Source organism: Bacillus sp. Y3 (assembly GCF_008123875.1).
Classification (GTDB): Bacteria; Bacillota; Bacilli; order Bacillales; family Bacillaceae; genus Bacillus; species Bacillus altitudinis.
In genome coordinates, this window is record NZ_VSSC01000004.1 from 353,156 (window position 1) to 374,102 (window position 20,947).

Below are 20,947 nucleotides of genomic sequence, written 5' to 3' on the forward strand. Positions count from 1 at the left end.
TCCTTCAGATCATTTGAAATATTTAGATGGATGTTTTTTTATGTTTAGCTGAATAATCGTGAATAAAGTCAGTCAGCTTCTTTAACGTGTCTGGTGAGACATCAGGAAATACCCCGTGACCTAAGTTAAAGATGAATTGATCTGATTTCATCCCTTGATCTAAAATCGCTTTTGCTCTTTCTTCAATCACTTCCCAAGGAGAAAGTAAAATCGTTGGATCAAGGTTTCCTTGTAACGTTTTTGTTAAGCCTTCTTTTCGCGCTTCGTCTATACTCATACGCCAATCCAGTCCAACGACATCAAGCGGCAAGTCATGCCAATCTTTCGCTAGATGGCTCGCACCGACACCATACATAATCATTGGTACGTTTTCAGACTTCAGCTCTGTGAAAATACGCTGCATGACAGGCTTAATGAAGGTCCGGTAATCTGCTGCATTTAAAGCGCCAACCCAAGAGTCGAAGATTTGAAATGCTCGGACGCCTGCTTTTACCTGAGCGCGTATGTATGTGATCGTCATATCGGCTAATTTATTCATCAAAAGCATCCATGTCTCTGGCTCACTGTACATGAGCGCCTTTGTTTTATGATAATTTTTAGATGGACCGCCTTCGATCATATAGCTTGCCATCGTAAAAGGTGCACCTGCGAAACCAATCAGCGGAACATTCAACTGCTCCTCTGTTAACAGCTTGATCGTATCAAGCACATACGGCAGGTCTTCTTCAGGATGAAGCTCTCCAAGACGCTGGATATCTGCCTTTGTCCGAATAGGCGAGTCAATCACTGGTCCAATTCCATTTTTAATTTCAACGTCCACTCCAATAGCTGGAAGCGGAGTCATAATATCTTTATATAAAATAGCGGCATCTACACCATATTGTTCTACAGGAAGTCTTGTTACGTAAGCACATAGCTCTGGCTGATGCGTAATTTCAAATAGCCCGTATTTTTCTTTAAGGGCACGATATTCAGGCTGCGAGCGTCCTGCCTGTCTCATATACCAAACCGGTACATGGTCTGTTTTTTCCCCTTTGCACGCCTTTAAGAACGTGTCATTAAAAGCCTTCGTTTTTCCCATTACCTTTCATTCCACCTTTCGCCTCACACTCTCTTTGTATAAGGCTCAAACACTGCTTTTACTATACCGCTTTTTCAGGGCTCGGTATACTAAAGCGGCTCAATGTTCAAAAAATCGCCGAATATTAACGTCCAAAAGCCTCTGGCTTGATATAAGCACTGCCTTCGCCTTCTTCTTGTGTTTGAGTATTGTATGGAACAACTTTATACTGCGCATCTGAAAACACATTTGCATACGGCATTGTGTAGCTGTTTGTTCCTGTTACTGAGTCGATCAGGGTCTCGCTTCCATTTCTCTTTTCATAAATACGATATTCAACGCGTTTGTCTTCCTGTTCATCCCATGACAGCTCCAATGTAAAGAGCCCTTTGATTTTAAATGCATAACGTGCTTCAAAGCCTGACAGTCCTTCTAAATGGATTGGCGATTGAAGTTCTTTAATTCCCTCTGGTTTTTGGAATGTTTCATTGGTTATTTGGGCTGTCGTTAAAATATCTTTCATTAACTGCACTGGATACTGACTGCCGCCAGTTAAATAATGACTGTTATCCGTTTTGTCATACCCCATCCAGATTGCCCCTGTTGTACTAGGCGTGTAGCCAGCAAACCAAGCATCTTTCGTTGCCCCTTTGACACCGGAATACGTAGTTGTGCCTGTTTTACCAGCCAAATCTCCAGCGTATGATCCGCTCTGAGCGGTTCCGCCTTTGACGACCTGTTGAAGCATTCTTGTCATATTCCAAGCATTTTGTACGCTAAACACTCGTTCTTCTTTGTTTCGATTTTTTTCAACGGTTTCACCATCATCATTCGTGATTTTCTGAATGAAGAACGGCTTTTTATAGACGCCTTCATTTGCAAATGTATGAAATGCTCCAGCTATCTGCAACGGAGAAACCCCTTTTTCTAAACCGCCAAGCGCTATGGCAAGTCCTTTATCCGAAATATCCATTCCCATTTTCTCAAGATAGGATTTAGACGTATCGATGCCAAGCTGGCTTAACGTCCATACGGCAGATGTATTTTTACTTTTCATGAGAGCCTCTACCATCGTGACCCTGCCCTCGTACTGTCCATCGTAGTTCTTTGGAGAATAGCCGTCATAGCTTTTTTCCTTGTCCTCAAGCAGTGAATACGGTCTGAATTTTTTCTCCTGCATCGCTGGACCATATACTGCGATCGGCTTAAAGACAGAACCAGGCTGTCTAACAGCTGTGACTCTGTTATAGCCTCTTGCCTGATATTCTCGTCCGCCTATTGCTGCTTTTACACCACCAGATGCGTTGTCAATAAACACAGCGCTTCCTTCAGGTGACCCGCTTTTTCCCGAGAAATAACGATTGTTTTTCATCGCATCATAGGCAACTTTTTGCAAATTCATATCGATTGGTACCGTAATGGTATAGCCGCCTTGAAGCAATTGTTCATGCGAAATCGAATACTGTGATTCTGCTTCTTTAATCATGAGATCTACATAACTGTCCACCCAAGGGGTTTCTGATTTCTTTTTTAAATGAATACCAAGTGTTCTTCCTTTTGCTTCAACTGTTTCTGTAGAAGACAAATATCCTTGTTCATTCATTAAATTCAGGATGGTATCCCGTCTTTGTTTATTTTTATCTGGGTGTAGAACAGGGGAATACGTTGAAGGTGCCTTTGGCATGGCAGCAAGTGTAGCTCCTTCACTGACAGTGAGATCTTTTACATCTTTACTAAAATAGTAATTGGCCGCTGCTTGGATCCCATAGACGCCATGACCAAAGTAAAGCTGATTCAAATACATTTCAAGCAGCTTGTCCTTTGAATAATCTCTTTCTAAATTGATCGCAATAATGACTTCTTTTGTTTTTCGAAGAAACGTTTTATCATTTGTGAGAAAGATATTTTTGGCGAGCTGCTGGGTGATGGTACTGCCGCCTTCTACCTTTCCACCTGCTAATATATCTCGATAAACCGCCCTTGAAATCGATTGTGCATCAATTCCGTGGTGCTCATAAAAGCGCTTGTCCTCTACAGCAACAAAAGCTTTCGCCACTTTATCTGGGACCTCTTTTAATGACACAGGGTCCCGATTTTCTGAATACATGCTTGTGAGTTCTTTTCCATTCTGATCAATGATTTTCGAGGAAGCGTGAAAAACGAGCTTCTTCTCATCTATGACATAATGTCCTAAAAATAAAATGGTCAGATAGCCAATAAATGAAAGCACGATTGTACTTCCTGCAATGACTAATGGAATGATTATCTTCTTTTTCTTCAAATTAGGTCACCTCATTCCTTTATACGGATAGTATGGGATGTATTGCTTCATAATATGTTTTATGGATTGACTACCAAAGAATTATATATCATTCTTTTGTTATACTATCAAGCAGGAGGCGGTTTAGATGAATTTCTATATTACATATGGAACAGCAGACTTTTTGCAAAAAATCGCAAAAAAACATCATCTTGAAAATCTGCTTTATACGGTCGGTAAGGAACAAGCGGCTCTTTTTCATGAAACGGAGGGTGAGACAGTCTTTAAAGCACCCCATTCCTATGATGTGATTTATACAAAAGGTGAGCTCGTCCAATCTGGCTTTGTCACGCTGAATCATATCCCTGTAAAGCTCGAAAGCAGAGCACTTTTTGAATCCACCTTTCAGAAAAAAACAAACATATCAGAGCACCAGCGCGGCTTTCAGGCGCTTCGTGTGTTAAGACCAAAAAAGGATGAAGAAGTGTACTTAATTTTGACCCTTTGGGAATCTGAAGACTTATTTCAAGACTTTCAAGAGTCAGAAGCATTCTTTCAGCCGCACGAGGATACTGGCTCCATCTTCTCTCGTCCTGCCTATCTGACATCCTATCATGCCGTCATAGACCATTAAAGAAGTGCTGCTCTTCGCACTTCTTTTTTTCATAAAAAAAAGCCCTTCTGCTGGGCTTTCAACGCTTATCTCTAAGCTCGTACCGATGAATGATTGGCTGAAGTACATAAAAATTCAGCAAGATCCATCCTAATAAGATGGGCCATTTTAACATAGGTGAAGCACCTTTCATCTGAATAAGTAGTACCAACAGTGGAATCAAACAAATCATCAAAAAGCTCATCTTCGAAACGAACGTTTCTTTGATTTGATGCCGGCAGCTTGGACACAGCATCATTCTCGTATGTGATAAATGAAATTTTTCGACGAAAGAAAATGCTTTTGAACAATTTGGACAGCTTCCCAATGCCACTCCCCCTTTTTCAAGCTTCATACTTAACCTTCGACTTTTATGTAAAATGACCTTTTCTGTCATTCTCGACATCCTCTTCTGTTGAAAGATTCTAACAATTACCATACAATCAGTAAAAGAGCCTAAAGGAGGTTTTCGGATCAATGACAGTATCCACTTTACACAAAAGGATCAATGAACGTCTTGATGAACAATATGAGGAAATGGTTGAAATTAGACGCCATCTCCATATGAATCCAGAACTTTCTTTTCAGGAAGAGGAAACAGGTGCTTACATCGCTCAATATTATGACAGATTACATATCCCAACACGCACACATGTAGGCGGACATGGTGTACTCGCTTTTATTGAAGGAGCTTACCCTGGACCGACCATTGCACTGAGAGCTGATTTTGATGCACTTCCCATTCATGATGAAAAGGATGTACCTTACCGTTCAACAAAACCTGGCGTCATGCACGCATGCGGTCACGATGGCCACACAGCAACACTTCTCGTCTTAGCGAAGATCTTACATGAGCACCGAGATCAATTAAAAGGAAAAATCGTCCTCATTCATCAACACGCTGAAGAATATGCCCCCGGCGGTGCGAAACCAATGATTGAAGATGGCTGTTTAGACGGTGTTGACGTCATTTTCGGCACCCACCTTTGGTCCTCAGAGCCATGCGGCACTGTTCTTTATAAAAGCGGGAACTTTATGGCAGCCGCCGATCGTTTCTCTATTCAAGTGCAAGGGAAAGGCGGACATGGCGCACAGCCGCACCTGACGAAAGATGCCGTACTCATCGGTTCACAAATTGTAGCCAATCTTCAGCAGGTCGTGGCCCGTAAAGTCAACCCGATTGATTCTGCGGTGGTATCTGTAGGGGGATTTGTCGCTGAAAATGCCTTTAACGTCATTGCAGATTCGGCCGTGCTAACAGGTACTGCACGTTCCTTTGAAGAGAGTGCACGCCATATCATTGAACGTGAAATTGAACAGGTGGTGAAAGGTGTCTGCCACATGCACGATGCCTCTTATACTTATGAATATGTAAGAGGCTATCCTGCAGTCAAAAATCACCCTGCACCAACTGAATATATAGCAGAAATAGCCAAACAGACAGAAGGAGTCACAGAAGTAAAAGAAGCAGAAACCCAAATGGGCGGAGAAGACTTTGCTTACTACCTTCAGCATGTTCCTGGTACTTTCTTCTACACAGGCGCTATGCCAGAAAACAGCCAAGATGTGTATCCACACCACCATCCGAAATTTGATATTAACGAAAACGCAATGCCTGTCGCAGCAAAGGTACTCGCTCATGCCGTCCTTTCCTACGATGAATGAAAAAAAGCCGCTGCCCAACAGCGGCTTTTCTATTTCAATTCCTTCAACACACGCAAGTGAAACACATGGCGTGCGACTTCACCAAGCTGTCCTGTCAGCTGATGATTTGCCACCCCACCAACAGCGGCACCGACCACAGGCATTAATTGAAACAGCTTCACAAGGTCAATATAATCTCGATATTCCTGCTGAAAGCTATACCAATCCATTTCTTCCCGGGTTGTTTCCCATTCTTCAATGAGTTTCATCATTTTTTGACGGTGTGCACTGCTTGAAAAGGCGAGTTGAAAAATACAAAGCAAAAAGAGCCTTTCCTCTTTTTGAGACAAATCAAATCCATATATACAAGCAAGCTCATATAGACATTTCATTTTAATACTCAAAAGGAGAGGGAAATCCGCCATTCCGAGAAACAATCCACCCGCACCTGTGCCAATTCCTTCAATCGCAGCGGCCTTTTGATAATATGTCACCTTTTCCTTTGCCAGCTCATTTCGCTCTACAATAGACAATTGTTCATCAATGACTGTAAATGAAGTAAAATGGCTTCCTGATACGGTGGATTCAACCATTGTTTTCACCGCACTTGTGATGACTTGATGAAATCGAGTAGGGATTCGGCGATTCACTTGCTGCTGAACGCCTTTTGAAAACCGCTCGATCTTGGATGGTTTTCTTAAAAAACGCATTTGAAAAAAAATGGCCTCTTCATACAGTTCCCGTTCAGCTGCATTCATCCCAGTTCCCTCCTTGGTGACATCATACACACGCTGTAAAAAATGCTTATCTCATCTTTTTTAATCTACTTTGTACGTAAGGCTTAAATAGGACAAGCACAAATACCAATGAAATGAGAAGAGCAAGTCCGCTTCCCTTCCATCCACCTGCTGGGAAAACGGCGGAGCTCAGTAAAATTGACTGGATAATGAGTACATTTCGTACGAGAACAAAAAAGCTTCGATCTTTTTCTTGCTGAGACACAGGATAAAGTGCCTGTAACGACAGATGAGCAAAGTGCTTTGTTAACGGGACAAGCTGTACACCTGTGATAAAGACTGTAAACAAGACAAGTAATGCCCCCACCCAGCATGCTGCACCTGTATACAAGAGGATGAGCACAAACACGACCGTTAACCTAAACACAAGACCAAAATAGTCATTTGAACGTAAAAACGCCCTCACATACATATAAGAAAAAGCTTTACGCTGTTCATAAGGAACAAACTGCAAGACCCAGTCCATATACGCCCTTCTTTTCACTTGTTTCTTTAAATGAGGGACATCCGTAAATAAGTTTGCCAAGCGGTAAAAACGCTGTTTTCGTTTTAACTCATCAGAAATATGCAATTCCCATTGAAAGGGCTGTTTTTTTACTGCATTTGTTAGATAAATGAGATAGACAGCATATAAAAGATAAAAGACGATGGCAATGGCATAAGCTGCTTGTAAAACGGTATACATTAACATTGTATTGAGCAGAAAACGAATCACTGCATCAATCCATCTGACATGTTTCCCTTGAAAATAAGTGATTCTCCACTGAATCGCTGTATTCAGACCTTTTATTAAGATCATTTGCGCCAAAATGAGCACATATAGCATCAGATCGCCTGAGGAGACAGCCGAATATAGCGGAAGTGCAATAATGGACACGGCAATCAAAGGAAATAACTGAGAAATGAAGCTAAAGTTAAACGCTTGTTTTAAATAAGGGTCCATCTTAGCTTCCAAAGGAAGCATAAACACAAGATCTGCCTCTTTGATCAACGTTCGCACGTAAGAACTAGTCAGTACCAATGAGAAAACAACTGCCATGACCCAATAGGATGGGAAGTGAGCTGGAATATGCTTCAGCCAATTACTGTACCAGCTCGCCCCGCCTGCAAGGAAAAAAATGAGCACAATCACAAGATGATCATTGAACATATATTTTAAATATTTTCTTGTTTCTTGTACGTGTTCTTCTAATCGTGATTTCCAAATGGTTTGCGTTGTTTTACTCATAGCTTTCTTCCTTTGTTAATTCCAAATAAAGATCATCGAGTGTCGCATCTCTCATGTTGAACTGCTCTCTTAGTTCTGTCAGTGTTCCTTTCGCTCTAATTTCTCCTTCGTGCAAAATAATAAAGGAATCACAATAACGTTCCGCTGTGGCTAAAATATGCGTTGACATCAGAACACTTGCGCCATTTTGTTTCGCCGCATTCATCCGTTCTAATAGTGCGTTGATCGCAAGCGGATCAAGCCCTAAAAACGGCTCATCGATAATATACAACTCTGGCTCCACAAGAAACGCACACATAATCATCACCTTCTGCTTCATCCCTTTAGAAAAATGAGCAGGGAACCATTTCAATCGCTTCTCCATTCGGAATTCCTTCAGCAAAGACGGCAGACGTTCTTCTAATTGTTCTTTTGAAAGGCCGTAAGCCATCGCTGTCAGCTCTAAATGCTCTTTTAACGTTAATTCTTCATATAAGACAGGTGTCTCTGGAATAAACGTAAATTGTGAACGATACGCCTCTTGATCTTCTTGAAGGGTTCGTCCGTTCAGCTCAATGACCCCTTTATGAGGTTTCATTAATCCAATAATATGACGAATGGTTGTACTTTTTCCCGCCCCGTTTAAGCCAATGAGACCAACGATTTGGTTTCTTTCTAATTCAAATGAAATATTTTTCAGAACGGGATTCTTTGTATATCCACCCGTTACATCTTTTACAGTTAGAAGGGACATCAGTTCGTTCCTTTCTTTCTTTTTTCCTTTATAGTACCAAAAACGAAAGACAATTTGAAATGTTTACCTATAGACAACTCATGAATAAAACATCGGCATACTGGTCATCATAATGTATGTAGAAGAAATGAACTTGATGACCAATACGTAAATGAGGTGTTTGTTAAAGGCAATGACCGCATGACAAATTGGTTTTTCATCTAAAAACCTTAGCTTCTGTTTTGCTTCACTGATTCTTGATTTTTGTGTCCTATACAAATATGTATACGACGAACCAAAACGTCAAATGAGGTGTTTACGGCAGAAATAGCAGGCATATGAATTCTTTATTTCAGTAAATAGAGAATTCAAAAGGCATATCAAATGAAAGCATCAGCATTTCTTCTGCAGGAGCAGGATGAGCGACCAAAGGAGTTCGCTTGTCCTGTTTTCTTTTTTGCTTCTTTTTGTGATACGATAAAGGAAAAATAATGAGGAGTGACATGGCGTGAGCGACTGCATTTTTTGCAAGATCATTGATGGAGACATTCCATGTGCAAAAGTATATGAAGATGAGCACGTATTGGCTTTTCTTGATATTAGCCAAGTAACGAAAGGACATACCCTAGTAATCCCGAAAATACATAAAGAAAACATTTATGACATGACACCAGAAGTGTCTAATCATTACTTCCAAGCGATTCCGAAAATTGCTAGAGCGATTAAGCAAGAATTTGAACCAATTGGTTTAAACCTTCTGAACAACAACGGTGAAAAAGCCGGACAATCTGTGTTCCATTACCATATGCACATTATTCCGCGTTATGGCAAAGGCGACGGCTTTGGTGCCGTATGGAAATCTCACCAAGATCAATATACATCAGAGGATTTAAAAGACATTTCTTCTGCCATTCATACGCGCCTTACCTCATCTTAATGGATGAGGTTTTTCTTTTTTTCACCTCTTTTCTGTGCTTATCCTGTGAATCGTAAGATATTTAGGACGATTCAAATTTTTTGTCCAAATGCTTCAAATTTGTGATAGGATGGTTTTATCTTTTGATCCATTAACGCGAGAAATAGGGAGAGATTGTGATGAAGCGAACGACGAATTTTAATGCTGGTCCGGCGGCGCTGCCGCTAGAAGTGCTTCAAAAAGCACAGGAAGAACTTGTTGATTTTAAACAAACCGGAATGTCTGTGATGGAACTTTCTCATCGCAGCGGTGAGTATGAAGAAGTCCACAATAAAGCGAAAGCACTCTTGGTAGAATTGATGGACATTCCAGAAGATTATGAGGTCCTCTTTTTACAAGGCGGGGCAAGTCTTCAATTTGCAATGATTCCGATGAACTTCTTACATGAAGGCGAAACGGCTCATTTCATCCAAACAGGTGCTTGGTCAGAGAAAGCCTTGTCAGAAGCAAAAGGGTTTGGTGAAACATCAGTGTTTGCCTCAAGTGAAGACGACAACTATTCGTATATTCCAGATGTAGATGCGTCCGTTTTAAATGACGGTGCTTACTTGCACATCACATCGAACAATACCATTTTCGGTACTCAGTGGAAAACGTTCCCGAACACGTCACTCCCGCTTATTGCCGACATGTCCAGTGATATTCTCAGCAAAAAAATAGACGTGTCTTCATTTGATTTCATTTATGCCGGGGCACAAAAAAATCTAGGGCCTTCTGGTATCACGATTGTGATCGCGCGCAAACGTTTATTAGAGAAAGAAAAAAGCGGCACACCTAAAATTTTAAAATATTCAACACATGCCAAAGCCAATTCTCTTTATCACACACCACCGACTTTTGCGATTTATATGCTGTCTCTTGTCCTGGAGCATGTGAAACAGGCGGGCGGTGTAGAAGCAGCAGAAAAACGCAATGAACAAAAAGCAGCGCTTCTGTATGATACGATTGATCAAAGCGGCGGTTTTTACAAAGGACATGCACGTGCTGATAGCCGTTCGCATATGAATGTCACGTTTACCCTTCGTGATGATGCACTCACTGCATCTTTTGTGGAGAAAGCAAAACAAGAACAAATGGTTGGACTCGCCGGCCACCGTTCTGTTGGCGGATGCAGAGCCTCGATTTACAACGCCGTCTCTATAGAAGACTGCCAAAAGCTTGCGGACTTTATGAAAAAGTTCCAGCAAGAAAATGAGTAAAAAGGCTTTTCTATCGTGAAATAAATTTGTTATAATAACGAGAAATATAAAGTCATGACTCTTGCAATAAATGATCAGCCATATTATTGGAGAGTCCTAAGAGCTTAGCAGAGGAGAGCATAGAAATGAAAACAAAAGAATTAGTGATTATGTCATTGCTTGCAGCAATGGGAGCTGTTTTGCATACGATTTTCCCGCCCATCTTTTTCGGAATGAAACCTGATATGATGCTGGTTATGATGTTTTTAAGCATCATCCTTTTTCCGAAGGTACAGCATGTCGTTGTGATCGCCCTAGTCACGGGGGTCATTTCCGCTTTGACAACAGGTTTTCCAGGCGGACAAATTCCAAATATGATTGATAAACCGGTGACAGCCTTTATCTTCTTAGCCCTTTTCTTATCTTGCCAGAAGATCAAGAACAAAGTCGTTCTGACCGCTGTACTCACCGCTGTTGGGACCGTCGTATCGGGCGTGATTTTCCTATCTGCCGCTTTACTGATTACTGGACTGCCGGCTGCGTTACCAGCACTTCTTGTAGGTGTTGTCCTGCCAGCAACTGTGATCAATACGATAGCTATGGTATTTGTCTTCCCGATTGCTCAGTCCATATTAAAGCGCGCAAGAATGATTGAAGTCGCTTAACGAATAACTGAACCTCTTCATCAAATGAAGAGGTTTTTTTCATGCTTCTATAAAAGAAAAAGGGTAAGCAGCAAAATGGAGAGCGAAATCCCTGCACCTGCTGCACACACAATTGCTTTTTGTCTTAATACATGTTTTGGCGGATAAGACCCTGCATACCCAAGCTGCCTTACATAATGAATAGAACCACCTGCGAAAATCACACACATACACGTAAAAACGAACAGAAAGACAGACAACCTTCTCCCCTCCCTTTTCTTCAAAAGTATGCTAAAATAAAGCAAGCTATGTATGGAAGTTCAATGAAGCTGATCGTCAGCTCAGAGAGAACATGCGAATGTGTAAAATTTGACTAGAGGTGATTGGAATGGCTAGTGGACGTTCTTTATTAACAGGATTATTTGTAGGCGGTCTCCTCGGAGGTGCGGCAGTGCTCCTGACGACTCCCTCTTCTGGCAGAGATGTACGCGGAAAGATGAAAGACGGCTATGACAAATTCGAAGATACGCTGACAAGATTAAAAAGAGATGGACAAGCTTTAAAAGAGCAGATTGTTGAAACCGCAAAAGAAAGTGCTGAGGTCATTAAAGAGGTCGGAACTGAATTGCAAACATCCATTCAGCAATGGCGCGAGGAAATCAAACCTCATCAGCAGGACTTACAAAAGGAAATTCAGGAAATTGAGGAAAAGCTCAAACAACTGGAGAAAACCTTACAAAACTAATATACTCACAAAAAAATATTCGTTTACAAAAGTGTGCGGGGTGCGTATCCCGCACTTTTTTTGTTGAAAAAAGGTTATTTTGTCAATGTTTTTCATGACTTTTAAAAATTCTTGAATTTTCAGCTTTATTAATCTTTATTTTATTGGCATAATAGAATTACAAGAAAAAGAGAAGTAGGTGAAATGGATGAATCATTCGGAACAGCCTTTCGATGTAAAAGAAGCACTTTTATTCAGTCAAAGAATGGCCCAATTGAGCAAAGCTCTTTGGAAATCCATTGAAAAGGACTGGCAGCAGTGGATCAAACCGTATAACCTAAATATCAATGAACATCATATTTTGTGGATTGCGTATCAATTAAAAGGAGCTTCAATATCAGAAATTGCAAAGTTTGGCGTCATGCATGTATCAACGGCGTTTAACTTCTCTAAAAAATTAGAGGAAAGAGGATTTTTAAAATTTTCTAAAAAGTTAAACGATAAACGCAATACGTATATTGAACTAACGCCAAAAGGCGAAGAGACATTCCATAAACTACTCGAAGATTACGACCCGGCCCGAACTGGTATTGTCAAAGGCGCACAGCCGCTTCATGACATTTACGGAAAGTTCCCTGAAATTTTAGAAATGATGTGTATTATCCGAAACATTTATGGTGAGGATTTCATGGAGATTTTTGAGAAATCGTTTTCAAACATTGAGAAGGACTTTTTGAATGAACGTGGGAAAGTCACGAAAAAGCCTGAAGAACTTGAAGACTCAGCAGAGGAAAAAGCGGCTAAAGCAAATCAAATTGTTTAATGATCTTTATAAATTCATTCATTAACGGCTGAAACAGCCCTTGATCATGCAAAGCAAAAATCGTCTCATGAACATCCAGCTTTTCAATTAACTGTCCCGCAAACAGCGCAAGGAGATCGTCGAACATGACATAGCCTTGTGCTTTTTGCTTGTCCATTTCATCTGAGAGCTCAGCACAAATACGCTCAATGTCCTTTGCCTCTTCTTTCGATACACGCTGCCGGATCAATAGCGCATAATATGGATAACGGCTCATATCTGTCGCCGTCAGTAACAGTTCCATATAATATTCGAGCTGGCTCATTCGTTCCTCAATACTCATGTACGTTCCCTCTTTCTCTTAGTCACTCTATTTTAGCCGAAATTACTCATTGACGAAAGAGACGAACCTCCCTCTTATGTCTTTTTTTCTTGAAAAACCCAAAGTTTCCTCTCTTTATTCCATATGAATGTAACAATTTATTTTTTTTCTTGAAAACCATTGATTTTTATCCTCAGGAAGAGTAAATTATCTTGAGATATTCAATTAGTTTTTTTGAGATTGGAAGGATGAAAAATGAATTGTTGGAAGACCATTAATCTTGAAAAGGATTATGGTTATACGAGAATGATGATTTCAGCCATATGTCTTACTGTATTTTTTTTCATTATGGCATTTTTATGTTTTCAACTGACTCATCCTGAAACGAGACTCAGCAGTCACAATGCACCACTTTTTGTCGTGCTTTTACTTGCGACATTGCTTGTCCACCGTGTGGTTCACTTGATCCCAGTCATGAAACATAAGAAAAAAATGACGTTATTTAAACGAAATTGCTGGCAGCGCGTGCCTAAGAGAGTGATGCTTTTCTCACTGCTCAGCCCGTTTTGTGTCATCTCACCTGTTTACTTTGTTTTAGGAATGGCATTTCCAATGTACGCACACTATTTTATCATGATCGCAAGTATTCATGCAGGCTATTGTTTGCCTGACTTTTTATTTGCTTGGAAACTGCTCAAAGCGCCAAAATCATGCATCATTGATCAAGCCCAAGACGAGTTTGATATTTTAGTTGACCCAACTTCCTCATCATGAGGTTTTTAAAGCCAACTTCTATCTTTTTCATAAAAAATTTGGTAATGTAGTATGGGAATAGCATAGAGAGGGGGGATCTCCGATAGTTTTATTTTACTTCATCGTCTTTGCCGCGTTTATTGTGTATTCAATAAACAGGCTTACTAATACATTATGCCTTGTCAGAGAGATTCCTGAAGAACGGCAAGATAAGGTGTTTCGCTTTATCAATGTATCGATACTGATCTTACTGATCTCATCATTTGTTGAAATTACCATATCTATTTAAGATCAAAGCAAAAGCTGCCTGTTTGATGGCAGCTTTTTGTGTATGATGATTTATTAGCAAATCCAAGATGCACCGATAATGATCAATAAGATGAATAATACGACGACTAGTGCAAAACCGCCAGCAAAGACTTCTCCTCCCATGTGAAAACACCTCCTGCCAGTTCTTCCTCTGTTCTAAGCTCAGTGTATGCAGAAAATTTTAAAACGTTTAGGCACTTGTCATCGTTTTAAAAAAGAACCGCCCGCACGCATGGCAGGACGGCTCCTTTCTGTAACAGCGATTTAATTAATAAAGATATGCTGCACCAACGATGATCAGCAAAATGAATAGCACGACCAATAAAGCAAACCCATTAGAATATCCTGCTCCCATATAATTCAGCCTCCTTTTTGTGATCAATATATGTGTATGTTGGTCGCAAAAATTTGACTAGACGAATGCCCTCCCATTTGCATTTCTTTTTACAGCATGTCACAATATGTTATGATACAAGCAATGATAAATAAATTGGAAAGATTAGGAGTGTTTTTTGAATGAAAAAAATGGCTTTAGCAGCTGTAACAGCAGTAAGTGTTTTAACTCTTGGCGCATGCAGTAGCGGTGACAAAGAAGTGATCGCAACAACAAAATCAGGAGATGTCACAAAAGAAGAGCTTTACACAACACTTAAAAAACAAGCAGGTGGAGATGCTTTAAACCTACTTGTTCAACAAAAGGTTCTTGCTGACAAATACAAAGTATCAGATAAAGAAATTGATAAGAAATTGGAAGAATATAAAAAGACACTTGGTGAAGATCGTTTAAAACAACTTCAAGATGAATTCGGAAAAGATTACATCAAAGATCAAGTAAAATATGAGCTGCTGACTCAAAAGGCTGCCAAAGCTAACATCAAAATCACTGACAAAGAAGTAAAAGCGTATTATGATGACCTAAAAGGGAAAATCCGTGCAAGCCACATTTTAGTTGCTGACAAGAAAACAGCAGATGAAGTAGAAAAGAAATTAGATAAAGGCGAAAAATGGGATGACCTTGTATCTGAATATTCAACTGACACTGCTTCAGCAGCACAAGGCGGCGATGTAGGCTGGTTCGCAAAAGATGGCCAAATGGATGAGAACTTCAGTAAAGCTGCCTTCAAACTAAAAGTAAATGAAATCAGCAAACCAGTAAAATCTCAATTTGGTTACCATATCATTAAAAAGACCGAAGAACGCGGTAAATACGATGACATGAAAGCAGACTTGAAAAAAGAACTGCTTGATCAAAAACAAGCAGATAACAATGAAATTCAGACGATCTTAAACAAATTGGTGAAAGATGCTGATGTGAAAGTAAAAGATAAAGAACTTGAAAATACATTCAAAGAAAAATCTGAGCAAACCACACAACAAACAACAAACCAATAATGAACGAAAAACCCCTCTACATGAACTTGTAGAGGGGTTTTTTTATTCTTATTGATTATGCAATCGAATGGTCCTCATGCTTCGCCGTTTCCTGTGATCGTTTCATTTGCTGTCCTTGACGTCTACGCTCTCTCTCCTGCTCCATTCGTTCGATAAAGATTTCTCCCTCTTTTTCAATAAAGGATTGATCAATCTCTTGCTCCTCTTTGGCTGTCGTCATTAATTTATAGGCACAAAAAATAATGCCAATGATACATGCATATACCCACCATGGAAAAAATAACATCGTCTTCCCCCCCTTTTTCAGGACTAATCTCTCTTCCTTTGTGTTACATGCTTATGCGAAAAGAAGACAAGTTATGAAAAAAAACGCCCGCATCAAACGGGCGTTTTATCATGATGATTCATTGTGAAAGGTTGGTTTATAAAACGAACGATTCTCTAGTGCAAAAATACGCTCTGTATATTCTCCTGGCTTCACATGCTCAAGCGCACGATCCATCATATTCATTTTTGCATCTAAATTATCTATATAGTGGAGAATTTCGGCTTCCTTCACCATTGGTGGTTTAGGACTGCCCCACTCCCCTTTTCCATGATGACTCAGCACTAAATGCTGCAGAATCAGAATTTCCTCAGAATCAATGCCAAGCTCCTCTGCGGCTTTCGCAATTTCTGTCACCATAATAGAAATGTGGCCAATTAAGTTCCCTTCTACTGTATATGTGGTGGAGACAGGACCCGAAAGCTCTTTGACTTTCCCTAAATCATGTAGAATGATCCCTGAATATAAAAGATCTCGATCTAGTGATGGGTATAGATCAACAATGGATTTCGCTAAATGAAGCATCGATACCACGTGATAGGCAAGACCCGAAACAAACTCGTGATGGTTTTTCGTAGCTGCTGGGTAATCAGCGAATTCCTGTCCATATTTCTTCAGCAAATGTCTTGTGACACGCTGAATATTAGGGTTTTTCATATCAAAAATATATTGCATGATGGTATCCATCATATCGTGCTTTGGAATAGGAGCTGTTTCTAGAAAATCATCAATGCGGATTTGCTCGTTTTCAGCAACAGGACGTATATTCCTAAGCTTCAGCTGATTCCTTCCGCGATAATGATGAATATCACCTACTACCTTCACAATGGTTTGCGCAGCATATGTGAGTTCATCATTCTGCTTTGCATCCCATAGCTTCGCCTCAATATCTCCACTTTGATCTTGAAGAATTAACGTTAAAAATGGTTTGCCATTACTCGCAATCCCTTTAGTAGATGATTTAATTAATAAATGCAGGTCAACTTGTTCGCCGACGTCATAGGTCATGATCCCTTTAGCCATTCAATAAATGCTCCTTCCATGTTTCTGCTCATATAAGTATAACATAAGTCATAATTTGTCAATCATTCCACTACTAAACTCGTAATCTGCCCGTCTTCCGCTGCTTGTTTCATATAATGATGACAAGTGAAATAAAACAGCTGTGATTCAAAACGAGTGAGTTCACTCATCAGCTCCAGCACCCTGTCTAGACGGACATGATCAAAGTGAACGAAACTGTCATCCATCATAAATGGGAGCTGACAATCTTGCTGGTGGGACAAAGCAAGTGCAAAACGAATCGAGAGATAAATCTGCTCACATGTTGCTTGTGAAAGCTCCTCCGGGCGGAATAGGCGTCCATCTCTCCGTTTCACAATCAGCCGGTCATCTTCGGCAGAAAATAAAATCACTTCATATCGATCATTCGTTAACGGCTGAATAAATCGGGAAGCTGTTTGGAGGAGTGCTGGTAGCCTCGTTTCTTTATGCTCATTGAGTTTCTCTCGAATGACGGAACGAACGAGCTGAATAGCCGCCCATTTTTTCGCTAGGTGCTTTGCCTGCTCCTGCTCTACAGCAAGCTGATGAGTCAAATCAGACACCGTACCTGATGCTTCTATTTGGCGTATTTCTACTGCTAATTCTGCCAAGCGTTTTTTCATATTCGTCGCATTCTCTTGCATGTCATTCAGACGTCTTTTTGCTTGTGCACACTGCTCCTCAAGGATGCGTAAACCTTTACGGACAATGACCTCTTCCTCATCTATATAACCGCTTTTGTGCAGCTCTTGGTTCAGCTGCTGCAAATTGTACAGCTGCTCCCGGTATTCTTTGGATAGATGAGATAGGACATGATAATCTTCTTTTGACGCTGCTTCTACTTTTCGAAAAAGCTCGTCCGTTTGTTTTTCATAATATTGAACTTCTCCTTCTAATGTTGTCAGCTGCTGCTCTACATGTTGAATGGATACGTGCAATGTCTGACGTTCTTTTTCTCTTTTTTCCTCATCTTTCAATATCTCTTGAAAGGCTGAGATATTCTCTTGAATGGTCCCTTCTTTTCTTTGAAGGAGACTCATGAGCGCTGAAACTCTTTGCTCGTAGGTCGATTGCTGCTGTGTGAGCATCTCTATTTCCTTGTTAAGCGCCTCATATGCCGCTGTATTCGCTTTTAATTGTTTCAAGATATGGAAAGCTTCCACAAGGAATGAGAGCTCTGAGGACAAACCCAGCTGCCTTCTCATACCTTCTACTTGCTGCTGTACAGGTTCCAGTTCCCGCTCCCAGTCTTCATATTGCTGTATCATTCTTTCGTATAAAAGCTCCTTTTGCTTCACTAGCGTTTCAGCTGAAGCTGTTTGAACTTGAAAGGAATGATAGGCGTTACTGTCGTTTGCTTCCTTCATCTGAGTCTGTTTAAGCACTGGATAAATTGCGATCAAGATAAATACAGAAAATCCTGCAAACAGTAACGTCACCCAGCTCTCTGCTAAAACGAATAAGACCGTGAGAATGACAGCACATAGCACGAACATCAGCGGGAATAACCACACTCTGGAATGATTCTGTTTCACTGTAGCCCTTGTGCCCCTGACATCTTCTGCATCTTGCTGATTAACGGGCTGTTCCTTTAATCCTTTTAGAGCGGTTTCCGCTTCTTCAAGCTCATGTCTTGCATGATCAAACCGGTCATCGAGCTGTGTTTTCCTATCCATTAAACGAACGTATTGGCTCACAGCCTCTTTTAATTCCCACTCAAAGTCAAGTGAATCATCCAGCTGGTCAAGCTTGATTGGACGCTGCCACTTCAGCTTCGCTGATGCTTCTTCTATTTTTTGTTTCAAAGAATTCTGCTCTGTTTTCCCTTCTGCTAAGCGTTTCTTCACAAGTTCAGCATCAGATGATTCAGCTATGACTCGCTTCATCTCCAATACCGTATCCTTGTCATAGAGTGGCTGAACTTGCGTGAGCGACGTTTGCAAATGATCTAATTTTTGTTTCAGTGCCGTCACTTGCGCCTTTTTTGGGTGAAGGTGTGATTCTAATTTATCAAGTTCATGCGCGGTTTCCGGTCTAAACCGTTTGACACGTTCTGGATAACTAGCCAAATCTTTTTTTAACTCTATCTTGTTTTCTATCATAGGATAAAGTCGAATATGTTCCGTCAAAAGCTGAATCTCTTCTTCAGTCTGTCTCATTTCATGCTGAAGCATTTCTACCTTTTCGGTTAATTCAGCTTGTTCTTTTTTCTTTGCGGTATAACGACTTTCTACCAATTTGGCCTGTTTCAACTTACCTGACAGCTCTTTTACATGATCAAGCTGCTGATTTAATTCAGGCTTACGTCCATTCGGTTTAAAAAGCTGCTCCTGCTGTTTTAGCAACCTACTGTCCATTTTGGATGCCGCATCTGAGCCAAACAAACTTGAAAAGAGTAAAAATTCCCCTATTTGATCTTGATTTAATGCTTGTACATTTTGCAGACCAAACACGTCAAAAGAATAGATCGATTGGTATAATCTGCGATCCGTTCCCTTTAACATCGCATGTAGAAAAGCTTCATCTTTCACTTCACCATTTGGAAGCAACACCTGAGCTTGGCCGCCATGATCAGATGTTCTTTCAATATGAATCACACCTAATTCCTCATCTAAACACGTAAGAGAACCACCATAAAACGAGCCATGCTTTGGCTTATACATATGGCTTTTGGAAAAACCAAATAACATCGATTCAATAAACGCCTTCAATGTCGTTTTCCCCGATTCATTCAGGCCATAAACTAACTGAAAACCGTCATCAGAAAATTGGAAGGTTTGATTGGAAAATTTCCCGAAATTCGCAATATGGAGTGAACGTATTTTCATCATGCCTCTCCTTTTCTCATAATTGCTTCAGCTGTTCTGCCAGCAGCCTTTGTGCCTCTTCTTTAATATCGATCTCGTCCTCTTTTGTAAGAACTTTTCCTGCTTTTCTATAGGTTGGATGACGCTTGATCGGTAAAAGCAGCTCATCATACGCATCAAACTCGGCAATTTCTGCTGTTAGTTCTGTCAAAAAAGAATCTTCTGGATAGACGGCATCTTCATGTGTCCGGCAGTCAATCGACATCACCCAAACGAACAAGTCTTCATGTTCCTCCTGTTCATGAAGTACAGCCATCAGCTCCTCAAGCACTTCAAGCTGCGTGAGCTCCATATAAGCAGGAGCATCGCCAGTTAGTACGATTTTCACAAAATGAGCAACACCTCTCTCTTTCAGTCCACTCATCTTTTTGTCCACAAGTGTCACAAGATCGGTCATATGAGCGGTATGTGTGATATCTATTGTCAATGTCTCAAAGATGACATCTGAACAGCTCATAAACTCCGCTCTTTGAGCATCTTCAGATAGGTAGACGACATAACAGCCTTTCTCTCCTGTTTCTTTTATATGTCTTCCTTGCACGTTTCCAGGATAGATCACCATTGGATCTTCATGCAGAAGAGCCCGCTTATGAATATGTCCAAGCGCCCAATAATCAAAATCCCGCGCTAGAAGCTGCTGAAGCTGAAATGGTGCATACGCATCATGCCCTTCTTGACCTGCTAATGTGCCGTGAAGCATGGCAATATGATAGGGGGCATCTGTTTTTTTTTCATAATAAGGTGTCATATTTTCATGGACAGCCCGCTCTTTGTAGCTGAACCCGTAAATACTTGCCACAAGCTGACCTTCTCTATAAAAGGCTTGCTCACTTGGCGTACTGCTCAAAAAAACGTGAACATTCTCTGGCCACTCAATTGGTGTCCATTCACCACCTAAATGATCATGATTACCATAAATAATAAACACTTCAATCCCGTGTGATTGCAGCTGAAGAAACTGATTTCTTAAAAAAAGCTGTGCTTTTAGGCTGCGATTCGATTCGTCAAATAGATCTCCGCTAAGCAGCATAAAGTCTACTTCTCGATCAATTGCAAGTTCAAACATGTTCTTGGCACTTTGAAATGTGCTTTCTTTCAACCTCTTAAAAATTCGGTTCGGTATATTGGACATTCCCGCAAACGGACTATCTAAATGAAGATCTGCGGCATGAATAAAAGTGAGCTTCGTCAAACGTCTATCTCCTTGTACGTTACTGTAGTTGTCCATATTTTATCACGCCGTTTTTACGAATGCACG

The 20,947-nt window shown here is 40.6% G+C and carries 23 protein-coding genes; 10 read left to right on the top strand and 13 right to left on the bottom strand.

The window, feature by feature from the left end:
* Window positions 1–22 precede the first annotated feature (22 nt).
* Both hemE and FXF70_RS11490 read right to left on the bottom strand, forming a co-directional pair.
* Window positions 23–1,081: a uroporphyrinogen decarboxylase gene (hemE, locus tag FXF70_RS11485; protein WP_007497181.1), complete on the bottom strand. Its 1,059-nt coding sequence runs from the start codon at window positions 1,079–1,081 to the stop codon at window positions 23–25.
* Window positions 1,082–1,205: 124 nt separating this feature from the next.
* Complete coding sequence (locus tag FXF70_RS11490) at window positions 1,206–3,341, bottom strand: transglycosylase domain-containing protein (protein WP_148780271.1); 2,136 nt, start codon at window positions 3,339–3,341, stop codon at window positions 1,206–1,208.
* A 127-nt stretch (window positions 3,342–3,468) separates the two neighbouring features.
* Between FXF70_RS11490 and FXF70_RS11495 the strand changes: the two genes are divergently transcribed.
* Together FXF70_RS11495 and FXF70_RS11505 are read left to right on the top strand one after the other, a co-directional pair.
* Window positions 3,469–3,954, top strand: a complete 486-nt coding sequence (locus tag FXF70_RS11495; RefSeq protein ID WP_125589131.1) for an antibiotic biosynthesis monooxygenase family protein — start codon at window positions 3,469–3,471, stop codon at window positions 3,952–3,954.
* A 495-nt stretch (window positions 3,955–4,449) separates the two neighbouring features.
* Window positions 4,450–5,637: a M20 family metallopeptidase gene (locus FXF70_RS11505; RefSeq protein WP_056705108.1), complete on the top strand. Its 1,188-nt coding sequence runs from the start codon at window positions 4,450–4,452 to the stop codon at window positions 5,635–5,637.
* 29 nt (window positions 5,638–5,666) lie between these two features.
* Here FXF70_RS11505 and FXF70_RS11510 read toward each other — a convergent pair whose 3' ends face one another.
* From FXF70_RS11510 to FXF70_RS11520, 3 genes are read right to left on the bottom strand one after another with little or no spacing between them, the layout of a single operon-like run.
* Window positions 5,667–6,374, bottom strand: coding sequence for an EcsC family protein (locus tag FXF70_RS11510; RefSeq protein ID WP_025207035.1), 708 nt, complete (start codon window positions 6,372–6,374; stop codon window positions 5,667–5,669).
* Window positions 6,375–6,420: 46 nt separating this feature from the next.
* Window positions 6,421–7,641 carry an ABC transporter permease gene (locus tag FXF70_RS11515; protein WP_148780272.1) on the bottom strand — a complete coding sequence of 407 codons (1,221 nt, stop codon included), beginning with the start codon at window positions 7,639–7,641 and terminating at the stop codon, window positions 6,421–6,423.
* Window positions 7,634–8,374, bottom strand: coding sequence for an ABC transporter ATP-binding protein (locus FXF70_RS11520; protein ID WP_008348877.1), 741 nt, complete (start codon window positions 8,372–8,374; stop codon window positions 7,634–7,636). The genes FXF70_RS11515 and FXF70_RS11520 overlap by 8 nt, the downstream gene beginning before the upstream one ends.
* A 487-nt stretch (window positions 8,375–8,861) precedes the next feature.
* Here FXF70_RS11520 and FXF70_RS11525 point away from each other — a divergent pair, with 487 nt between their 5' ends.
* The 3 genes from FXF70_RS11525 (at window position 8,862) to FXF70_RS11535 (ending at window position 11,172) form a co-directional block, all read left to right on the top strand.
* Window positions 8,862–9,290, top strand: coding sequence for an HIT family protein (locus tag FXF70_RS11525; RefSeq protein ID WP_008348883.1), 429 nt, complete (start codon window positions 8,862–8,864; stop codon window positions 9,288–9,290).
* Between the two features lie 158 nt (window positions 9,291–9,448).
* Window positions 9,449–10,528, top strand: a complete 1,080-nt coding sequence (gene serC, locus FXF70_RS11530) for a 3-phosphoserine/phosphohydroxythreonine transaminase (protein ID WP_007497164.1) — start codon at window positions 9,449–9,451, stop codon at window positions 10,526–10,528.
* A 125-nt stretch (window positions 10,529–10,653) separates the two neighbouring features.
* Window positions 10,654–11,172 (top strand): tryptophan transporter, encoded by a 519-nt coding sequence (locus FXF70_RS11535; protein WP_008348886.1) that lies wholly within the window; start codon window positions 10,654–10,656, stop codon window positions 11,170–11,172.
* 47 nt (window positions 11,173–11,219) lie between these two features.
* On the opposite strand, the gene yhzF is transcribed toward FXF70_RS11535, so the two are convergent.
* The gene (gene yhzF, locus FXF70_RS11540; RefSeq protein WP_008348888.1) at window positions 11,220–11,411 is read right to left on the bottom strand and encodes a membrane protein YhzF; all 192 of its coding nucleotides are present in this window, start codon (window positions 11,409–11,411) and stop codon (window positions 11,220–11,222) included.
* A 128-nt stretch (window positions 11,412–11,539) separates the two neighbouring features.
* Here yhzF and FXF70_RS11545 point away from each other — a divergent pair, with 128 nt between their 5' ends.
* Window positions 11,540–11,896, top strand: a complete 357-nt coding sequence (locus tag FXF70_RS11545; protein ID WP_007497160.1) for a YtxH domain-containing protein — start codon at window positions 11,540–11,542, stop codon at window positions 11,894–11,896.
* A 187-nt stretch (window positions 11,897–12,083) separates the two neighbouring features.
* Complete coding sequence (locus tag FXF70_RS11550) at window positions 12,084–12,698, top strand: HTH-type transcriptional regulator Hpr (RefSeq protein WP_008348891.1); 615 nt, start codon at window positions 12,084–12,086, stop codon at window positions 12,696–12,698.
* On the opposite strand, the gene FXF70_RS11555 is transcribed toward FXF70_RS11550, so the two are convergent.
* Window positions 12,676–13,020: a YhaI family protein gene (locus FXF70_RS11555; RefSeq protein WP_007497157.1), complete on the bottom strand. Its 345-nt coding sequence runs from the start codon at window positions 13,018–13,020 to the stop codon at window positions 12,676–12,678. The genes FXF70_RS11550 and FXF70_RS11555 overlap by 23 nt on opposite strands.
* A 234-nt stretch (window positions 13,021–13,254) precedes the next feature.
* Here FXF70_RS11555 and FXF70_RS11560 point away from each other — a divergent pair, with 234 nt between their 5' ends.
* Both FXF70_RS11560 and FXF70_RS19265 read left to right on the top strand, forming a co-directional pair.
* Window positions 13,255–13,773, top strand: a complete 519-nt coding sequence (locus tag FXF70_RS11560) for a DUF3267 domain-containing protein (protein WP_007497155.1) — start codon at window positions 13,255–13,257, stop codon at window positions 13,771–13,773.
* Window positions 13,774–13,855: 82 nt separating this feature from the next.
* Window positions 13,856–14,041 carry a hypothetical protein gene (locus FXF70_RS19265; RefSeq protein WP_072368131.1) on the top strand — a complete coding sequence of 62 codons (186 nt, stop codon included), beginning with the start codon at window positions 13,856–13,858 and terminating at the stop codon, window positions 14,039–14,041.
* 53 nt (window positions 14,042–14,094) lie between these two features.
* On the opposite strand, the gene FXF70_RS11570 is transcribed toward FXF70_RS19265, so the two are convergent.
* Together FXF70_RS11570 and FXF70_RS11575 are read right to left on the bottom strand one after the other, a co-directional pair.
* Window positions 14,095–14,184, bottom strand: coding sequence for a YjcZ family sporulation protein (locus FXF70_RS11570; RefSeq protein WP_017360317.1), 90 nt, complete (start codon window positions 14,182–14,184; stop codon window positions 14,095–14,097).
* A 145-nt stretch (window positions 14,185–14,329) separates the two neighbouring features.
* Window positions 14,330–14,416 (bottom strand): YjcZ family sporulation protein, encoded by an 87-nt coding sequence (locus FXF70_RS11575; RefSeq protein ID WP_008361129.1) that lies wholly within the window; start codon window positions 14,414–14,416, stop codon window positions 14,330–14,332.
* 161 nt (window positions 14,417–14,577) lie between these two features.
* On the opposite strand from FXF70_RS11575, the gene FXF70_RS11580 reads away from it, so the two are divergent.
* Window positions 14,578–15,453, top strand: coding sequence for a peptidylprolyl isomerase (locus FXF70_RS11580; protein ID WP_007497153.1), 876 nt, complete (start codon window positions 14,578–14,580; stop codon window positions 15,451–15,453).
* Window positions 15,454–15,508: 55 nt separating this feature from the next.
* Here the strand turns inward: FXF70_RS11580 and FXF70_RS11585 are convergent, their stop codons facing one another.
* The 4 genes from FXF70_RS11585 to FXF70_RS11600 form a co-directional block, all read right to left on the bottom strand.
* Window positions 15,509–15,739 carry a sporulation YhaL family protein gene (locus FXF70_RS11585; RefSeq protein WP_017360318.1) on the bottom strand — a complete coding sequence of 77 codons (231 nt, stop codon included), beginning with the start codon at window positions 15,737–15,739 and terminating at the stop codon, window positions 15,509–15,511.
* Window positions 15,740–15,847: 108 nt separating this feature from the next.
* Window positions 15,848–16,801 carry a 3'-5' exoribonuclease YhaM gene (yhaM, locus tag FXF70_RS11590; protein WP_007497151.1) on the bottom strand — a complete coding sequence of 318 codons (954 nt, stop codon included), beginning with the start codon at window positions 16,799–16,801 and terminating at the stop codon, window positions 15,848–15,850.
* Between the two features lie 62 nt (window positions 16,802–16,863).
* A complete protein-coding gene (locus FXF70_RS11595; protein ID WP_148780273.1) occupies window positions 16,864–19,650 on the bottom strand; it encodes an ATP-binding protein in 2,787 nt (928 codons plus the stop codon).
* A gap of 16 nt (window positions 19,651–19,666) precedes the next feature.
* On the bottom strand, window positions 19,667–20,881 hold the full coding sequence (locus FXF70_RS11600; RefSeq protein ID WP_148780274.1) for a metallophosphoesterase family protein: 1,215 nt from the start codon (window positions 20,879–20,881) through the stop codon (window positions 19,667–19,669).
* Between the last annotated feature and the right edge of the window lie 66 nt (window positions 20,882–20,947).